The organism is Rhodococcus sp. SJ-2 (assembly GCF_053750035.1).
In genome coordinates this window covers 4731410-4748080 of the sequence record NZ_CM132340.1, presented here as the reverse complement: position 1 = coordinate 4748080, position 16671 = coordinate 4731410, and the positions used below count along the sequence as shown (strand labels likewise).

Here is a 16671-nt window from a genome sequence, read left to right as displayed (position 1 = left end):
GGCCATCCGACGACGGCGGTCACGCGTCATCTCGACGGCCGGGCACCCACTGCGCCGAGGCGGGCCTCGAAGAACGAGGTCACCCACGCCGAGACAGCGATCGCAAAGCTCAATCCGGTGACGAACAACGGACGTGCGACAGCTCCGACCAGACCTCGGTCGTCGGCGTCCGTCCGCGCGTTCCCTCCCGGCGCTTCGCGGATGTCACCTGCCGGAATCCACGTCGGGGCGGGGTCCGAATCTGCGGAACGGAAATACCACAATCCGGACGGATAGATCCGGTGCGGGCCGGACACTTGGAGATTCCGCCCCTGGTAGCGAGCTGTCATGCTGAGTGCGGTGTCGTCGGTGGGTGTGGTGTCGTTCATGGGTGCGATGTTGCTCATGCGATCACGTCCCGTAAGTAGGAAGTGGCGGTGCCCGTGAGGCGCCGATTCGGTGGGTGACGTCTATGGCAGCTACCACCCCCGAGCGTAATGGTGGGTCGGCGCGCGTGCATCGCCGAGATAGTGCGAGAAGAAACACCGCTACAGGTGCCGACGCGAGTTCGATCTCTCTGGCATCTCTGTCTCCTGACAGAATTCGCGGTATGCATTCAGATCCCTCGACACCGTCGCCCTATCGCAACGGCGCAGGCAGCACAGCTCTCGTCGCCGGGATCGCTGCGGTGGTGTTCGCCATCGTTCCCATCGTCGGCGATCTGGTCACCGTCCCGGCCGGACTGGTGGCGGTGGTATGCGGCTGGATCGGGATGATGCGTGTGGAGAAGGGCGTGGCCGACAACCAGCGGGACGCCCTGATCGGTGCAGTGCTCGGCATAACCGGATTGTTCGTCGTTTTCCTGGTTTTCGTTGCGACCCACAGTGCGGGTCGATAGTCGGCAGAGCGTAAGCGAAACGTCAGGACATCGGACGGAAGCGTCAAGATTTCGTATGGATCGACTCCGACCACGCTGATCGGACGCGATGGTGTGATGCGGCGCCGACCGGCGCCGATCCGTGTCGACGACAGGAAACGAGATGGCAGACGCCGCCTATGTGGCGCTTCTGATCGCTGGGATCGTGACGTGCGCTCTGACGCTGCGCGCCCTCCACAGCATCGACCTCCACACGACTGGGGGACGCAGGTGACGTGGGCCGGAGTGACAACCACTGCTTTGATTGTGATTGCCGCGGTGACCGTGGTGTATCTCCTCGTCGCATTGCTCGATCCGGAGAGGTTCTGACGCCGCCATGACTCCTGCATTTGCTGCGGGACTGCAGATTGCACTGGTAGCCGCGGTGCTCGCCGTGGTGTATGTCCCTCTCGGTGACTACATGGCGAAGGTGTACACCACCGAGACCGGGCTTCGGAGCAAGGATCTGAAGATCGAGACGCTTCTCTACCGGGCGTGCCGCATCGACTCCCGCGCTGAACAAACCTGGTACGGGTACGCCACCAGCGTGCTCGGTTTCTCGCTCGCGAGCGCGCTCCTTCTCTACGGCCTGCAACGGATCCAGGGTGTGTTGCCGCTGAACCACGGACTCGAGGGTGTCAGTCCCGCCGTCGCGTTCAACACCGCGATCTCGTTCGTCACCAATACGAACTGGCAGTCTTACGTTCCCGAAACAACGATGAGCCCGCTGACACAATCCGCCGGACTCGCAGTGCAGAACTTCGTCTCCGCCGCAGTGGGTATGGGCGTCGCCGTCGCGTTGATTCGCGGGCTCGTGCGCGTCGGCCGAGGAGGGGAGCTCGGCAACTTCTGGGTGGATCTCACCCGCGGCACACTACGCATCCTGCTGCCGCTCTCGATCGTCATCGCGATGATCCTGTTGAGTCAGGGCGTAATCCAGTCCTATCGGAGTGGTTTCGTCGCGGCAGGACTCGATGGGAACGCGGTGACCACCGCGCTGGCTCCGGTCGCGTCACAGGAGGCGATCAAGGAGCTGGGGACCAACGGAGGCGGAGTGCTGGCTGCGAACTCGGCGCACCCGTTCGAGAATCCGACACCGGTGAGCAATATCGTGGAGATCATTGCGATTCTGCTCATTCCGGTCGCGCTCACCCGCACATTCGGCACCATGATCGGTAGCCGGCGCCAGGGGCTGACGGTGCTGGCAGTGATGGCGGCGCTCTATACCGCGATCCTCGCGATCACCCTCACGGCCGAAACCCGCACGCACGGTGTCGCCGCCGACGCGGCGGGTGCCATGCTCGAAGGTAAAGAGGTGCGCTTCGGCATACCGGGTTCAGTGCTCTTCGCGGTGTCCACCACGGGCACGAGCACAGGTGCGGTCAATTCTGCGCACGACAGCATGTCACCACTCGGTGGCGGCGCCCTGCTACTGAACATGCTGCTCGGCGAAATCGCGCCGGGTGGGGCCGGGACCGGACTCTACGGCATTCTCGTCATCGCCATGGTGGCCGTGTTCATCGGCGGGCTGCTCGTCGGCCGCACACCGGAGTTCCTCGGCAAGAAATTGCGTACGAGGGAGATCACCCTCGCCGCACTGAGCATCCTGGTGATGCCCGCCCTCGTGCTGATCGGCACCGCAATTGCCGTTGTTCTTCCTGCTACAGCAGGCGCACTCGGTAATTCTGGGGATCCAGGGACACCCGGTGCGATTCACGGATTCACCGAAGTGCTCTACGCATACGCATCGGCGGCGAACAACAACGGCAGCGCGTTCGGCGGGCTCACCGTCACGAACGACTGGTTTCAAGCGAGCCTCGGGGTGTGCATGCTCTTCGGGCGTTTCCTGCCGATCGTGTTCGTGCTCGCGCTCGCCGGATCCCTGGCCTCACAGCAACGTGTGCCCGCAGGTTCAGGGACCCTGCCCACCTCGGGAATCGCGTTCGCCGGATTGCTCACCGGCACAGCTGTTCTGGTGGCAGCACTGACCTTCTTCCCCGCCCTTGCGCTGGGCCCGATTGCGGAGACACTGCATTGACCGCACCCACTACTCCCACGACTTCCCCCGACCCGGCACCCGCCGAGGTGAATGCCGAACGCATCACCGCGGGCGTGTTCGACGCTCGTCAACTCTCCGCTGCCGTCCCCGGCGCATTCCGCAAGCTCGATCCGCGACACGTCGCACGCAATCCCGTGATGTTCGTCGTGCTGGTCGGGTCTGTGATCGCAACGATCGCGGCCGTCGTCGACCCGAGCACATTCGCATGGGCGATCGCCGCATGGCTGTGGTTCACCCTGTTGTTCGCCAACCTCGCCGAGTCCGTCGCCGAAGGACGCGGCAAGGCCCAAGCCGAGTCACTACGAAGGACCAAGCAAGACACCGTCGCCCGCCGATTGGTCGCCCCGGATCTCGAAGAGTCGGTCAACGGCACCCAGCTACGGGTCGGCGACCTCGTCGTGGTCGAAGCCGGAGAGGTCATCCCAGGTGACGGCGATGTGGTGGACGGTATCGCGACGGTCGACGAGTCCGCGATCACCGGCGAATCCGCTCCCGTGATCCGGGAATCCGGAGGTGATCGTTGTGCTGTCACTGCCGGCACCACGGTGCTGTCCGATCGCATCGTCGTCCGGGTCACCGCCGAGCCCGGACATACGTTCGTCGACCGCATGATCGCGCTCGTCGAAGGTGCGGTCCGGCAGAAGACCCCCAACGAGATCGCATTGAACATCCTTCTCGCCGCCTTGACGATCGTGTTGCTGCTCGCGGTGGTCGCGGTCGGGCCGATGAGCGCGTATGCCGGTGCGGAACAAGGGTCGATAGAGCTGATCGCGCTGCTGGTGTGCTTGATCCCCACCACGATCGGTGCGCTGCTGTCGGCGATCGGTATCGCAGGAATGGATCGGCTCGTGCAGCGCAACATCCTGGCCAAGTCGGGCCGCGCCGTCGAAGCAGCAGGCGACATCGACACGCTACTACTCGACAAGACCGGCACGATCACCTACGGCAATCGGCGCGCCACTGCACTGCATCCTGCGCCCGGCGTCACCGAACACGATCTGGCCGTCGCAGCGAGAATGTCCAGTCTGTCGGACGGCACTCCGGAGGGACGCAGCATCGTCCGACTGTGTGCAGAGCAGTACCGGCTCGACTCCCACAGTTCGACCGCCGAGAACTCTGCCGAGTTCGTGCCGTTCACCGCGCAGACCCGGATGAGCGGCGTCGACATCCTCGACGCCGGAAACATCGTCCGTGTCCGCAAAGGCGCCGCCGACACCATCGCACGCTGGGTGCGCGAGCAGAAGGGGGTTGTGCCCCGCGAGGTGACCGAGGCAGTCGACGACATCGCAGGTCGCGGCGGCACGCCGCTGGTGGTCGCACAGGGACGAGAGATTGCCGGCGTCGTCGAACTCTCCGATGTGGTCAAACCCGGTATGGCCCAACGATTCGCCCAGCTGCGTGCGATGGGGATCCGGACCGTGATGATCACCGGCGACAATCCGCTGACCGCGGAAGCGATCGCGCGGGAAGCGGGTGTGGACGACTATCTTGCCGAAGCGACTCCCGAAGACAAGCTGGCACTGATCCGCTCGGAGCAGCGCGGTGGCCGCCTCGTCGCAATGACCGGAGACGGCACCAACGACGCACCCGCGCTCGCGCAGGCGGATGTCGGTGTCGCGATGAATACCGGGACCTCCGCCGCAAAGGAGGCGGGCAACATGGTCGATCTCGATTCCGACCCGACCAAGCTGATCGAGGTCGTCGAGATCGGCAAGCAACTGCTCATCACGCGCGGTGCCCTGACCACGTTCTCCCTTGCCAACGACCTGGCCAAGTACTTCGCAATCCTGCCCGCGTTGTTCAGCGGGATCTACCCGCAACTCTCGGAACTGAACATCATGGGCCTGGCGACCCCGCAATCCGCGATCCTGTCGGCGGTGATCTTCAATGCGCTCGTGATCCTCGCGTTGATTCCGCTGGCACTGCGAGGAGTCCGCTATCGGCCGTCGAGCGCGTCGTCGTTGCTGGGCCGCAACTTGCTTGTCTACGGCCTCGGTGGCGTCGCCGCACCGTTCGTCGGCATCTGGCTCATCGACCTTGTGGTTCGACTCGTACCGGGAATGGGATAGGACATGCACACGATGAATTTCCTGCGTCAACTCCGCGTGGGCGCGGTCCTGCTGCTGATGCTCACCGCCGCCGTCGGCGTCGGGTATCCCGCGACCGTGTGGGCGGTGAGCCGCCTCGGGATCGACAGCGCTGAGGGAGCGCCGTTGACCGACACGAACGGGTGCGTCGTCGGTAGCCGGTTGATCGGTGTGGATCCGCAGGTCGCGCCCGGCGATCCCGACCCGTTCTTCCATCTGCGGATGGTCGGGTCGGTCGCCGAGGACGACCCTTTCGCTCCGGGCGACCCTGCAGCCGCGCTCCCGTCGAACCAGGGCCCGAGCAGCGATATCCTGGAAATGTTCATCGAGGAGCGCCGCGCGACGATCGCGGTCCGCGAAGCTGTGGTTGCAGAGGAGGTACCGGCCGATGCGGTCACAGGGTCGGGGTCCGGCGTCGACCCCCACATCTCCCCCGACTACGCCGAACTGCAGATCCCCCGAGTGGCCCGGGTCACAGGCCTGAACATCGACTACGTCCGCGAGCTCGTCTCCGAACACACCGAGGGCAGGCAATTCGGGTTTCTCGGCGAGGAAAGGGTGAATGTGCCTGAACTGAACGTGGCACTCGGGCTGACCTCACCCGGATGCACCACCGGACCGTGAAGTGGCGATGAGCGAAAACCCCGGTCCCGCGACTCGACGCGGACTCCTGAGGATCTACCTCGGCGCAGCGCCGGGTGCAGGAAAGACGTACGCCATGCTCGGAGAAGCGCATCGACGCCTTGCGCGCGGCGGCGACGTGGTGGTCGCGATCGTCGACACCCACGGGCGTGTCCGCACCGCCGAGCAGGTCACAGGTCTCGAAACAGTTCCGCCTCGGCGGTGGAAGTATCGGGGAGTCGAACTCGACGAACTCGACCTCGACGCCGTGCTCGCACGCAGGCCCGCGGTGGCGTTGGTCGACGAACTCGCCCATACGAACGTGCCGGGCAGCAGAAACGAGAAGCGCTGGCAGGACGTCGAGGAACTGCTCGACGCAGGCATCGATGTCCTGTCCACCGTCAACATCCAGCATCTCGAATCGCTCAACGACGTCGTCGAGCAGATCACCGGCGTCGCGCAACGCGAAACCGTCCCGGACACGGTGGTGCGCCGAGCCGAGCAGGTCGAGCTCGTCGACATCACTCCGCAAGCGCTGCAGCGGCGGCTCGCGCATGGCAACGTCTACTCGCAGGACAGGATCGACGCTGCGCTGCGCAGCTATTTCCGTGAGGGGAACCTGACGGCGTTGCGCGAGATCGCGTTACTGTGGCTTGCCGATCAGGTCGATGTGGCGCTCGCAAAATATCGCGGCGAGCACGCCATCACCGACACGTGGGAAACACGCGAACGCGTGATCGTCGCCGTCACAGGCGGCCCCGAGTCCGCCACTCTGATCCGTCGTGCGAGCCGGATCGCGGCCAAGGCCAGCGCCGAACTGGTCGTCGTCAATATCGTCCGCGGGGATGGTCTCACCCGTGTCTCGGAACGCCGGATGAGCACGGTCCGGAAGCTCGCCGCAAGCCTGGGTGCGGGGATGCACCAGGTCGTCGGCGACGACGTACCCTCGACGTTGCTCGCGTTCGCGAGAGAGGTGAACGCCACTCAACTCGTGATCGGGACGTCACGGCGTTCACGCTGGGCCCGCATCCTGGACGAGGGTATCGGAGCAGCCGTGGTCCGCGACTCCGGCAAGATCGATGTGCACACGGTCACTCACGAACATGCCGTGGGCACACCGAAGGTCGCCGTGCTGGGGCGTCACGAACGACGGCTCCAGGCGTGGCTCGCCGCAGTCGTGATCCCCCTCGCTGCCACCGCACTGATGATGCTGGTCGATCGCGTCGTGGGTGTCGCAGGCCAAGAGGCATTGTTCTTCGTCGTCGTGCTGACCGTCGCCCTCTTCGGCGGCATCGGTCCGGCCATCGTGGCGGCGCTGCTGTCCGGCCTACTGCTGAACTACTTCTTCACCGAACCCCACCACAGCCTCACGATCGCCGCGCCGGAGAATTTCGTCACCACCGTCGTGCTGCTCATCGTGGCCGTGGCCGTGGCGGCACTCGTCGACGCCGCCGCCGAGCGTGCGCGGGAAGCTCGTTTCGTGTCGCAGGAAGCCGAACTGCTCGCGCTGTTCGCCGGGGCCGTCCTGCGCGGTGCAGACGTGCACACACTGCTTGCCAAGGTGCGGGAGACCTACGGTCAGAAGGGTGTGGCCGTCCTGCGAGTCGAGGGCGACACCCACGTTGTGCTCGACAGCGCCGGCGTCGAGATACCGACCTCGCGCGACGACGCCGACACCGTGTGCGAGATCGACGAGGGGCGGTACATGCTCTTGCTGTCCGGGCGTCGTTTGCGTCCACGCGACCGACGGATCCTGACCACTGTCACCGGACAGATCGCCGGGTTGGTCCGGCAAGGTGAGCTTGCAGCCGAAGCGTCCCACGCCTCGGCGCTCGCCGAAACCGACCGGCTACGACGGCTGCTGCTGTCTGCGGTCAGTCACGATCTGCGCACGCCGCTCGCGGCGGTCAAGGCATCCGTATCGAGTCTGCGCAGCACCGACATCGAGTTTTCGAAGGAAGACACGTCCGAATTACTCGCGACGATCGAGGAATCCACCGATCAACTCACCCGCCTGGTGACGAATCTGCTCGACTCGTCGCGCCTCGCGTCCGGGGTCGTCGCTCCGGCACTGGATCTGGTGTATCTCGACGACGTGGTCGAACGTGCCGTGCTCACTCTCGCGAACGGTGGCCACGACAACGTGCTCGCCCTCCGAGAACGCATCGAGGTCGACGTCGACGACACAACCGTCTGCGCCGACGAGACATTGCTCGAGCGGGCTTTGGCGAACCTCATCGACAACGCGCTGCGGTACGCGCCGGGCAGTCCGGTCCTCATCGGCGCGACCATCGCCGACGACCACAACATCGTCACCGTCGTCGACCGCGGCCCCGGGCTGCGACGCGACGAGCGCGGTGACGCGTTCACCGTTTTTCCTCGGGCCGGCGATCAGCGCACGACCGGGGGTGCAGGTCTCGGACTCACTGTGGCACGAGGGTTCATCGAGGTCATGGGCGGAACCCTCACCCCGACCGACACTCCGGGCGGCGGCACCACCATGGTCATCGACCTCCCCACTGCACCGGCGAAGATGAAGCCATGACTCGTATCCTGGTCGTCGACGACGAGCCACAGATCCTGCGCGCCCTGCGGATCAACCTCAAAGCCCGTGGGTACGACGTCGTCACCGCTGCCGACGGCACCACGGCCCTGCGTGCCGTCGCGCAGCACCACCCGGACGTGATCGTCCTCGACCTCGGCCTGCCCGACATCGACGGGATCGAGGTGCTCGCCGGACTCCGTGGCTGGTGCACCACCCCGGTGATCGTGCTCTCTGCCCGCAACGATGCCGCCGACAAGGTCGCTGCGCTCGACACCGGTGCCGACGACTACGTCACCAAACCGTTCGGAATGGAGGAGTTTCTGGCCCGGATCCGCGCGGCCGTCCGACGCGCCACCGCGATCTCCGGGCTTCCGGATCCATTGGTGGTGGCCGCGAACTTCACCGTCGATCTCGAATCCAAGAAGGTCACACGCGAGGGCGTCGACGTGCACCTGACACCGACCGAATGGGGCATGCTCGAGATGCTCGTCCGCAACCGCGGCAAGCTCGTCGGGCAACGCGAACTGCTCACAGAGTTGTGGGGCCCGGCCTACACGACCCAGAGTCATTATCTGCGCGTCTATCTCACCCAGCTTCGTCGCAAGCTCGAACTCGATCCAGCGCATCCCCGTCACCTGCTCACAGAGCCCGGACGTGGGTATCGCTTCGAAATGTGATCGATGCGGAATCGCCGGCTCGAGCCGCGCAGGTAGGCTCGATCCGGCGAATGTCAGACGTCGCCCGATACCCCTGAGCACCTAACGGAGATCTCCAGATGACAGCGCGTGCCCACGACGAACTCGTGGTTCTGCTCGACGAGGACGAGCGACCCATCGGAACAGCTCCGAAAGCCACCGTCCATCACACGGACACTCCGCTTCACCTGGCATTCTCCTGCTACGTGTTCGATGACGAGGGCCGGGTCCTCACGACTCGACGCGCACTGGACAAGATCACATGGCCCGGCGTGTGGACGAATGCGTGCTGTGGTCATCCCGGACCCGACGAATCCCTCGAGGACGCGATACACCGCCGTCTCGAGCAGGAGCTGGGCCTCGCGGTCGACGACCTCACATGCATGTTGCCGCGTTTCCGCTATCGCGCGACGGCAGCCGACGGGACCGTCGAGAACGAAGTCTGTCCGGTGTTCTGCGCCCGCGCAGCATCCCGCCTCGAGCCCGACCCGTCCGAGGTGATGGACTGGTCGTGGGTGTCATGGGCCGATATGCAAACCGCCTCAACCCTTCCGTGGCTGATCAGCCCGTGGTCGGCCGAGCAGATTCCGCAACTCGCTCGGACCGGCGTGGCGCGATGGGTCGACGCCGCGATCTGAACCTCGCCTGCCCGACGGTCGTACTCGACCGGCGGTGCCCATGACAAGCGCGCTCGTCGAAGGGGTTCACGCTTCGGACCACACACCCAGTTCGTTTCCACTCGGATCGAGGAAGGTGAACCGGCGCCCTCCGGGGAAATCGTACGGCCCCGACGAAATTGTGCCCCCGGCATGTTCGACCGCACCGACCGAGGCATCGAGGTCGCTCGAGTACAGCAGGACCAGCGGTCCGGCTGTACCCGGTGCGCGCAGGGTCGTGAGCCCGCCGACCTCCCCGTCACCTTCTGCGGCGCGGATACCGGCGTACTTCGGACCATAGTCGTTGAATTTCCACCCGAAAGCAGCCTCGTAGAATGCGCGTGAGGCGCCGAGATCTGTAGCGGCGAGTTCGATGTAGTCGAATGTGTGATGAGTGTTGACCATGGAACCATGGTGAACCTGCCCACCGACACGGTGCAGTGGCGACGCGTGATCGGCCAGTTCACTCGCGGCTTCCCTCCGGACCGATGTCGATGCTGCGGTCGATCTCCCGAAGGACGAGATCGACCGCAGCGTCCGCGTCCATCCCCGCAATCAGCACGGATTGTGTCGCACCGGTACTGACCGCAACCAACCTCACGGCTTCGTTGTGCGCCCGGGCCTCGGAGAACCCGACAAGACGGAGTAGACGCCCGGCCTCGCTGACGGTTCCACCCGATGCGTCGGCAAGAAAGGATCTGATCCACGGATCGTTCGTCGCTTTCGCAAGGTAGGCATACCAGACCGAGACACCGACGCGTGCGGGTGCATTCGTCGGAACAGGCTGGGTGAGCAATGCCGCGAGGGCCGATCTCGGATCACCGGGGCATCCGTGTTCGCGATAAACCTGTTCGGCACCGGTGACCATTTCCTGCGCTCCGGCCCGGATCAGATGCTGTTTCGATTCGAAGTAGTGCTGGATCCTGCCGATCGAGACGCCGGCCTCCTCAGCCACCGCATGCAACGTGACCCCGTCGATTCCCCGCTCGTGGATCACCGCCCACAGGGCCCACACAATCTCTTTGCGACGCTCGGCATGGTCGACAACTTTCGGCATGACCGCATTTTACAATATGCCTATACTGCAAAAGGTACTGATACTCGACGATCAGGGGTTGCATATGAGTGAGTACGCCGCACGCACAGATTCCCGGACCGAGCATCCACCACCAGCTCGTCCGCGTTACCGATGGCTTCGTCGCAGCGGGCTGGTCGTCCTCGCCGCGCTCACAGCGCTGGGTGCTGTGAGCGTGCAGCAGTTCTTCTTCGGAGCACCCGGCGTGGGTCATTTCCGCGACGCAGAAGGACGCCAGAGCTACGTCGCGGCGTACGAGCAAGCGATGTCCTCACTCCCCTCACCCACATCGACCCACGACCTCGCGACCCGCTTCGGCACAGTTCGCGCTTATGAGTGGAGCTCCCCGGACACCGCGGACACCGTTCCGGTCGTCCTGGTGCCGGGCCGGTCGTCGGGTGTTCCGATGTGGGCCGAGAACCTTGACGACTTCCTACCTCACCGACGGGTTGTTGCTTTCGACGCACTCGGTGATGCCGGTTTGTCGGTACAGAATGTTCCGCTCACCTCCTTCGGCGACCAGGCCATCTGGATCACCGACGCACTCGACGCACTCGCAACCGACACCGTGCACATCGTCGGTCATTCGTTCGGTGGAGCAATCGCAGCGACATACGCGCAGCATTTCCCGGAGAGGGTCCGGTCGCTGACACTCCTCGAACCGGTTTTCACCTTCGCGCGTCCCTCGGCCCGCATGATGGCGTGGACCATGGTGTCGTCTCTCCCGTTCCTGCCCGAGTCCTGGCGCACGACCGCGCTCGGAAAGGTAGGCGGGGCCGAGTTCGACTCGAACGACGACATGGCGAAGATGATCGCCGCGGGTTCGGAGCACTTCTCGGCGGTCCTGCCGATTCCTTCTCCCCTGAGTGATGACGAGATGGAGGCCCTCGCCATGCCCACCTATGTCGCTATCGCCGAACGCGATTCGCTCGCCGGAGGCGACACTGCAGTGCAGCGGGCACGAACACTCCCGCGCGCACTCGTCGATATCTTCCCGAACACCACCCATTCGCTACCGATGCAAGCGAAGGAGGCTCTGGCAGTAGAGCTTCCAGAATTCTGGCACGAGGCCGAACAGAACTGATCCGACGGGTCACCGGCCGGGCACATAGGTCAGCGTCGGAACGCGCCCTCGTACGCAGTCCGTCCAGTGATCAGGTGCGGCAAGGGTGAAGGTCGCAGGCACATACGGATCAGGGCCCGGCAGGATCAGCACTCGCCACTGCGGAACCCAGGTCCCGATCTCCCCACAAGCGTGGACCGCGTCGGCGATCGCAGCGGTGTCATGGTGACGGAATACGAGTCGTATTCCATCCCAAGATAATTCGACGCGCGTCTCGTCCAGGACGCGCACCAGCGCGCCGACACTGAGATCGGAATCGTCGAAAGCCTTACGGGCGCGGATGAAGTGTACGTGGTGCCCGTCGCCGAACGAAGCGCACTCGTGAGCACCTACGTGATCGGTACCGCGAATATGGTCGGTCATGATTTCCTCCGGGTCGGCCCCGGGCGGGGCGCTCGTGCCCGGGCCGGTCGGCCGCGAGCCGCTTCGTCATCCGAGCCACCCGCGAGCGTGGGGTTGGCGTGCCGTCAAGTCGGAGCTTGGCGACGGCATCTCGTGAAGCACCGCCAATATACATGATGGAGCGACCTCACAACCCGAGCCACCGCCTGCGGAGAAGAACGCAACGCATCCTTACTGCTCCGAAACGCCACGGTGACCGACCCCGCCGACACTGGTCGGCACTGTTCGCATCAGGAGGTTGCCGTGTCCTACGTTCCACCCGCCGAGCTGGCCCGCGCGATGGTCGACGCCGGCCAGAGCAAGGTCCTCATGTCTACCCGCGACACCCTGATCAGGGCGTATATGGCCGGTGCGATCCTCACACTCGGGGCAGCATTTGCAATTACCGTCACCGTGCAGACCGGCAACGCCCTCCTCGGAGCCATTCTCTTCCCGGTCGGATTCTGTCTGCTGTACCTACTGGGTTTCGATCTTCTCACCGGGGTGTTCACGATGGTCCCCATCGCATACCTCGACAGACGCCCGGGGGTGACGATCGGGTCGATGCTCCGCAACTGGGCTCTGGTCTTCGTCGGAAACTTCCTCGGCGCCTTCACCGTGGCCGTGCTGATCACCTTCATCCTCACCTACGGCTATTCGATCCCGCCGGACGCGGTCGGCGAACGTCTCGGTGAGATCGGTGAAGCGCGCACTCTCGGGTATGCAGAGCATGGCGCGGCGGGCATGGCAACCCTGTTCTTCCGCGGCATGCTGTGCAACTGGATGGTCTCCACCGGCGTTGTCGCAGCGATGATGTCCAAGAGTGTGCCGGGCAAGGTTCTCGTGATGTGGATGCCCGTCATGCTGTTCTTCTACATGGGTTTCGAGCACTCGGTCGTCAACATGTTCCTGTTCCCGTCCGGCCTGCTTCTCGGCGGTGACTTCACCCTCGGTGACTATCTGATCTGGAACGAGGTCCCGACGGTTCTGGGCAACCTTGTCGGCGGTGTCGTGTTCGTGGGTCTCGCTCTCTACATCACCCACGTGCGGACGCAACCCAAGCGCGCGATCGGGGCGCCTGCCTCGGACCGCGCCGCAGCGTCGGCCAGGACTCCCGAACCCGTGTGATGCGATCCGTGGCTTCGATTCTCCCGACGCACAGGCCCTATCGCGGCAGAGGGATGTCGGGTCACGCCGGCGATACCCTGATCGGATGGCGTCGTTCACACCGATCTCACCTGCTGTACTCACCGAACTACTCGCCGAACGTGCATACGCACTACCGGGCCCGGTCGCCATGGCAATTTCGGCCGCCGACGCCGCAGAACCGATGGATCTGGCGAGCCGGGTTGTCGAGGCCCTGCGCGCCGCGGGGCGTCCCGCGCACGCCGTGTCACTGCACGATTTCGTCCGACCTGCCTCGCTCCGTCTCGAACACGGGCACGCCGATGAAGAGAGTTATCGGTCGGGCTGGTACGACTACGACGCGCTGGACCGCGAGGTGGTCTCGTCCCTGAAGAGCGGGCATCGCTTTCTGCCGCGGTTGTGGGACGAGGCCACCGACCGGTCGGCGCGAGCACACCGGGTCGGCGCCGCAGACGATCACGTGCTTGTCGTAGCAGGACCGATGCTCCTCGGCCGAGGCATCCCGTTCGATGTGACCGTCGACCTGAAAATGTCCCGGGGTGCGCTCGAACGGGGAACTCCCGCCGCCGACCATTGGACGATCTCCCCGCTACTCGCACACGAGGCCGAGGTCTCTTCCGCGGCCGACATCGTGGTGCGCTTCGAACATCCGGATCGGCCCGCGCTGCGGGATTCCTGAACTATCCGGCAGCCAGGGCCTTGGCCAATGGCGAGGGGAATCGCGGCAGCACCCGCACACCCTCCAGCCATTCCTCGAGCCGAGCAGCTTCGGCGGTGAGAAAGGCCGATGCTTCCTTCCCTGCGTCCTCGAGCATATGGAGCCGGACGGCGCCGTCGTCGGATTGCCACCACGTGCCGACAACCCGGCCTTCCCACCACGCCGTCGGCCCTGCGTTTCCACTGGTGTCGAAGAGTTGCTGCTTGTACGGGCCGAGGTACCACTCTCGCTCGAACCAACCCATCGTGGTGGGATCGAGAGACGGCAGCAGGGCGCCCCACGGCTCAGCAGAGGGCGCGGGGTCGACGTCGTCCGGGAGGAGATAGCCGACACGCCCGTCGAGGTCGACTTCCACAGCCGCGAGTTCGGTCAGCGCAGCTCGGACCGCTTTGATCGTCGAGCCGAGCCACCATTTGATGTCGGCTTCGGTGCCCGGCCCGAACGCGCCCAGCCACATCGCCACAAGGTCTCGAAGTCCCTCGGATTCACTTCGCGGTTCGATCTCCTCCCCCAACCACGAGGCAGTCCGCACCCAGTTCGGACGCGAGATTCGCCACGACCCGTTGTTGGAGGCCCGGAGCACCTGGCCCGAGGCCGAGAGCACCGTCATGACTCGTGGGGCGAAGGAAACCTTCCCGCCCCACGACTTCCCGACGCCGTAGTCGATCGATGCGTCGAGAACAGGTAGTTCGGAACGTAATTCGGACGCGGTGGCCTCGCGTCCACCTGCCAAGGCGGCGAGAACCCCGGCGGTGGCGTCGTCGAGCCACTGTGCGCCGTCCCGGTGCAGGCCGGCCCGTTCGGCGTCTTTGATCACGCTGCGGCGCTGAGCGGCTGCAACCCGATTACTTGCCCCGGCCTGTGCCGCCGCGAGCGCGGCACGCGGAAACACAAAGACGGTACGACGCATCGCGAGGTGCTTGACCAGCGTCCGATCTCTGTAGAGCGCGGCATCGAGTTCCGCCGCGGAGAAGTCGGTGACTCTCGACCACGTGGAGAGGTACACGGTCGCAGGATCGGTGCCGTGCAGGCACACCATGCTCCTGGCGGCTTCGACTGCGTCGGCCGCACGATACGCCGGGGCAATGCGGTGGCGAGCCGCGAGGCGCGCTCTGCGTTCACCGACGTCGACAGTCCGAAGCATCATGCGCTCACTCTAGATGCGGGTACCGACATGCGTTGTTACTGTCCCGTCGTGACCTGGACCGAGATTCGCGATTCCGCCGAGTTGACCGAACTTTTCGGCGAGCCGACCTTCCGCGCGGCACACAAGGTACGTGCGAGGTTGCACCCGTACGACGTGGATTGGCTTGCCGCATCACCGTTCTGCGTCGTGGCCACAACCGACGAGACCGGTCGATGCGACGCATCACCCAAAGGTGACCGACCCGGCAGGCTGGCGTATGTGATCGACGACCGCACGATCGCACTCGCCGAGCGCCCCGGCAACCGACGCATGGACGGTTTCCGAAACGTCCTGCGAAACCCGTTCGTGGGCACGAACTTCTTCATCCCCGGACGCGGCGACACGCTACGGGTCAACGGGCGCGCGCGCCTGATCACCGATGCGCCGTTCTTCGACGACCTCGTCGTGCAGGATCACCGTCCTATCCTGTGCCTCGTCATCGAGATCGAAGAGATCTTCCACCACTGCGCCAAGGCATTCATGCGGTCCGCGTTGTGGGACCCGGACACCTGGGATCCGGACGCGCTGCCCTCGGTGGCGACACTGTCGAAGACGATGGTGCCCGACGGTCCCGAGACCCTTGAAGAACTCGAACAGTACTACGGTCCGGCCTACGCCGACCAGCTCTATCGCCCGCAGCACCCGGCACCCGATCCTCGGTGAGGAGCGCGGTCAGCGTCGTAGCTCAGGCGGGAAACCGCCGGTGGCGACCGGTCCCCAGGAGTCGATGGTTATCCGGATGAGCGATTTGCCCTGCGCGCGCATCGCATCGCGGTACTCGTCCCAGTCCGGATGCTCCCCGGAGATGCATCGGAAGTAGTCGACGAGCGGCTCGACAGCGCCCGGCATGTCGAGCACCTCCGCGACGCCATCGACCTGGACGTACGCACCGTTGAACTCGTCGGACAGGACGCACACGGTCGCGCGTGGGTTGCGGCGCAGGTTCACCGCCTTTGCCCGCTGCGGGTAGGTCGCGATGACGATTCTGCCGTCGCCATCGAGGCCGAGAGTCACAGGCGAGACCTGTGGTGTGCCCGACTTCCGCCACGTGATCAATACGCCACGGTGGCGGGGGCGGACGAAGTCGAGCAGTTCGTCGCGCGAGACGTGGTCGGCGGTTGCGATTGCCATAGCGCCCAGGATAGGTGGCGCGCACGCACCCGGCCCCGATGTTCGGAAACGAGTCGGACCCGGAGGCCGTAGTCCCCGGGTCCGATGATCGACAGAACTACTGCTGGGCGCTGCTGATTCCTTCAGCGGAACCGCTGAAGAAGTCGAGTGCCCCGAAGAGGTCAGCGGCGTTGACGAAGAATTCGGCCAGGTCAGCGAGCATGTGTAAATCCCATCTGTGGAGAATCAACAGCGGTCCGGTCGCGGTAGCGACCGCGATTCAATTGTTACCAGAGAATTCCGATTCCGCAGCACAGACGAGTGAGAAACAAATCACATTCTGCCGGTCGGAACCCAATCACGAATCGATCACG

At 64.8% G+C, this 16671-nt stretch carries 18 protein-coding genes and 1 riboswitch; of the genes, 12 read left to right on the top strand and 6 right to left on the bottom strand.

Annotated elements, in window-relative coordinates; translation table 11 throughout:
- Window positions 1-26: 26 nt before the first annotated feature.
- Window positions 27-386: a hypothetical protein gene (locus ACSYG9_RS22295; protein WP_440124527.1), complete on the bottom strand. Its 360-nt coding sequence runs from the start codon at window positions 384-386 to the stop codon at window positions 27-29.
- A 203-nt stretch (window positions 387-589) separates the two neighbouring features.
- On the opposite strand from ACSYG9_RS22295, the gene ACSYG9_RS22290 reads away from it, so the two are divergent.
- The 8 genes from ACSYG9_RS22290 to idi all read left to right on the top strand — a co-directional run bounded on the left by ACSYG9_RS22290 (window position 590) and on the right by idi (window position 9540).
- Window positions 590-877 (top strand): hypothetical protein, encoded by a 288-nt coding sequence (locus tag ACSYG9_RS22290; RefSeq protein WP_440124526.1) that lies wholly within the window; start codon window positions 590-592, stop codon window positions 875-877.
- 249 nt (window positions 878-1126) lie between these two features.
- Window positions 1127-1225 carry a potassium-transporting ATPase subunit F gene (locus tag ACSYG9_RS22285; protein ID WP_440124525.1) on the top strand — a complete coding sequence of 33 codons (99 nt, stop codon included), beginning with the start codon at window positions 1127-1129 and terminating at the stop codon, window positions 1223-1225.
- A gap of 7 nt (window positions 1226-1232) precedes the next feature.
- Window positions 1233-2933, top strand: coding sequence for a potassium-transporting ATPase subunit KdpA (gene kdpA, locus ACSYG9_RS22280; protein WP_440124524.1), 1701 nt, complete (start codon window positions 1233-1235; stop codon window positions 2931-2933).
- A 47-nt stretch (window positions 2934-2980) separates the two neighbouring features.
- Window positions 2981-5023 (top strand): potassium-transporting ATPase subunit KdpB, encoded by a 2043-nt coding sequence (kdpB, locus tag ACSYG9_RS22275; RefSeq protein WP_440127766.1) that lies wholly within the window; start codon window positions 2981-2983, stop codon window positions 5021-5023.
- Between the two features lie 3 nt (window positions 5024-5026).
- Window positions 5027-5665 (top strand): potassium-transporting ATPase subunit C, encoded by a 639-nt coding sequence (locus ACSYG9_RS22270; RefSeq protein ID WP_440124523.1) that lies wholly within the window; start codon window positions 5027-5029, stop codon window positions 5663-5665.
- A gap of 7 nt (window positions 5666-5672) precedes the next feature.
- Window positions 5673-8207, top strand: a complete 2535-nt coding sequence (locus ACSYG9_RS22265; RefSeq protein ID WP_454839955.1) for a DUF4118 domain-containing protein — start codon at window positions 5673-5675, stop codon at window positions 8205-8207.
- Complete coding sequence (locus ACSYG9_RS22260; protein ID WP_440124521.1) at window positions 8204-8884, top strand: response regulator; 681 nt, start codon at window positions 8204-8206, stop codon at window positions 8882-8884. Before ACSYG9_RS22265 ends, ACSYG9_RS22260 begins: the two co-directional genes overlap by 4 nt.
- Window positions 8885-8982: 98 nt before the next feature.
- A complete protein-coding gene (idi, locus tag ACSYG9_RS22255) occupies window positions 8983-9540 on the top strand; it encodes an isopentenyl-diphosphate Delta-isomerase (RefSeq protein ID WP_440124520.1) in 558 nt (185 codons plus the stop codon).
- Window positions 9541-9606: 66 nt separating this feature from the next.
- Here the strand turns inward: idi and ACSYG9_RS22250 are convergent, their stop codons facing one another.
- Complete coding sequence (locus ACSYG9_RS22250; protein ID WP_440124519.1) at window positions 9607-9963, bottom strand: VOC family protein; 357 nt, start codon at window positions 9961-9963, stop codon at window positions 9607-9609.
- Between the two features lie 58 nt (window positions 9964-10021).
- Window positions 10022-10615, bottom strand: coding sequence for a TetR family transcriptional regulator C-terminal domain-containing protein (locus ACSYG9_RS22245; RefSeq protein WP_440124518.1), 594 nt, complete (start codon window positions 10613-10615; stop codon window positions 10022-10024).
- A 64-nt stretch (window positions 10616-10679) separates the two neighbouring features.
- Here ACSYG9_RS22245 and ACSYG9_RS22240 point away from each other — a divergent pair, with 64 nt between their 5' ends.
- A complete protein-coding gene (locus tag ACSYG9_RS22240; protein WP_440124517.1) occupies window positions 10680-11717 on the top strand; it encodes an alpha/beta fold hydrolase in 1038 nt (345 codons plus the stop codon).
- Between the two features lie 9 nt (window positions 11718-11726).
- On the opposite strand, the gene ACSYG9_RS22235 is transcribed toward ACSYG9_RS22240, so the two are convergent.
- Window positions 11727-12119, bottom strand: coding sequence for a hypothetical protein (locus ACSYG9_RS22235; protein ID WP_440124516.1), 393 nt, complete (start codon window positions 12117-12119; stop codon window positions 11727-11729).
- 25 nt (window positions 12120-12144) lie between these two features.
- Window positions 12145-12257: riboswitch (SAM riboswitch) on the bottom strand.
- 144 nt (window positions 12258-12401) lie between these two features.
- Between ACSYG9_RS22235 and ACSYG9_RS22230 the strand changes: the two genes are divergently transcribed.
- Both ACSYG9_RS22230 and ACSYG9_RS22225 read left to right on the top strand, forming a co-directional pair.
- Complete coding sequence (locus ACSYG9_RS22230; RefSeq protein WP_440124515.1) at window positions 12402-13265, top strand: formate/nitrite transporter family protein; 864 nt, start codon at window positions 12402-12404, stop codon at window positions 13263-13265.
- 85 nt (window positions 13266-13350) lie between these two features.
- Window positions 13351-13962 carry a uridine kinase gene (locus ACSYG9_RS22225; protein WP_440124514.1) on the top strand — a complete coding sequence of 204 codons (612 nt, stop codon included), beginning with the start codon at window positions 13351-13353 and terminating at the stop codon, window positions 13960-13962.
- A gap of 1 nt (window position 13963) precedes the next feature.
- Here ACSYG9_RS22225 and ACSYG9_RS22220 read toward each other — a convergent pair whose 3' ends face one another.
- Window positions 13964-15148 carry a winged helix DNA-binding domain-containing protein gene (locus ACSYG9_RS22220; protein WP_454839951.1) on the bottom strand — a complete coding sequence of 395 codons (1185 nt, stop codon included), beginning with the start codon at window positions 15146-15148 and terminating at the stop codon, window positions 13964-13966.
- A gap of 48 nt (window positions 15149-15196) precedes the next feature.
- On the opposite strand from ACSYG9_RS22220, the gene ACSYG9_RS22215 reads away from it, so the two are divergent.
- The gene (locus ACSYG9_RS22215) at window positions 15197-15850 is read left to right on the top strand and encodes an MSMEG_1061 family FMN-dependent PPOX-type flavoprotein (protein ID WP_454839949.1); all 654 of its coding nucleotides are present in this window, start codon (window positions 15197-15199) and stop codon (window positions 15848-15850) included.
- A gap of 9 nt (window positions 15851-15859) precedes the next feature.
- On the opposite strand, the gene ACSYG9_RS22210 is transcribed toward ACSYG9_RS22215, so the two are convergent.
- Window positions 15860-16318, bottom strand: coding sequence for a TIGR03618 family F420-dependent PPOX class oxidoreductase (locus ACSYG9_RS22210; RefSeq protein ID WP_440124511.1), 459 nt, complete (start codon window positions 16316-16318; stop codon window positions 15860-15862).
- Between the last annotated feature and the right edge of the window lie 353 nt (window positions 16319-16671).

Excerpts from the sequence above, each read along its gene's own strand:
- ACSYG9_RS22295 (WP_440124527.1), bottom strand. The coding sequence starts at position 386 with ATGAGCAACATCGCACCCATGAACGACACCACACCCACCGACGACACC.
- ACSYG9_RS22290 (WP_440124526.1), top strand. The coding sequence starts at position 590 with ATGCATTCAGATCCCTCGACACCGTCGCCCTATCGCAACGGCGCAGGC.
- kdpA (WP_440124524.1), top strand. The coding sequence starts at position 1,233 with ATGACTCCTGCATTTGCTGCGGGACTGCAGATTGCACTGGTAGCCGCG.
- ACSYG9_RS22270 (WP_440124523.1), top strand. The coding sequence starts at position 5,027 with ATGCACACGATGAATTTCCTGCGTCAACTCCGCGTGGGCGCGGTCCTG.
- ACSYG9_RS22265 (WP_454839955.1), top strand. The coding sequence starts at position 5,673 with ATGAGCGAAAACCCCGGTCCCGCGACTCGACGCGGACTCCTGAGGATC.
- ACSYG9_RS22260 (WP_440124521.1), top strand. The coding sequence starts at position 8,204 with ATGACTCGTATCCTGGTCGTCGACGACGAGCCACAGATCCTGCGCGCC.
- idi (WP_440124520.1), top strand. The coding sequence starts at position 8,983 with ATGACAGCGCGTGCCCACGACGAACTCGTGGTTCTGCTCGACGAGGAC.
- ACSYG9_RS22250 (WP_440124519.1), bottom strand. The coding sequence starts at position 9,963 with ATGGTCAACACTCATCACACATTCGACTACATCGAACTCGCCGCTACA.
- ACSYG9_RS22245 (WP_440124518.1), bottom strand. The coding sequence starts at position 10,615 with ATGCCGAAAGTTGTCGACCATGCCGAGCGTCGCAAAGAGATTGTGTGG.
- ACSYG9_RS22240 (WP_440124517.1), top strand. The coding sequence starts at position 10,680 with ATGAGTGAGTACGCCGCACGCACAGATTCCCGGACCGAGCATCCACCA.
- ACSYG9_RS22235 (WP_440124516.1), bottom strand. The coding sequence starts at position 12,119 with ATGACCGACCATATTCGCGGTACCGATCACGTAGGTGCTCACGAGTGC.
- ACSYG9_RS22225 (WP_440124514.1), top strand. The coding sequence starts at position 13,351 with ATGGCGTCGTTCACACCGATCTCACCTGCTGTACTCACCGAACTACTC.
- ACSYG9_RS22220 (WP_454839951.1), bottom strand. The coding sequence starts at position 15,148 with ATGATGCTTCGGACTGTCGACGTCGGTGAACGCAGAGCGCGCCTCGCG.
- ACSYG9_RS22210 (WP_440124511.1), bottom strand. The coding sequence starts at position 16,318 with ATGGCAATCGCAACCGCCGACCACGTCTCGCGCGACGAACTGCTCGAC.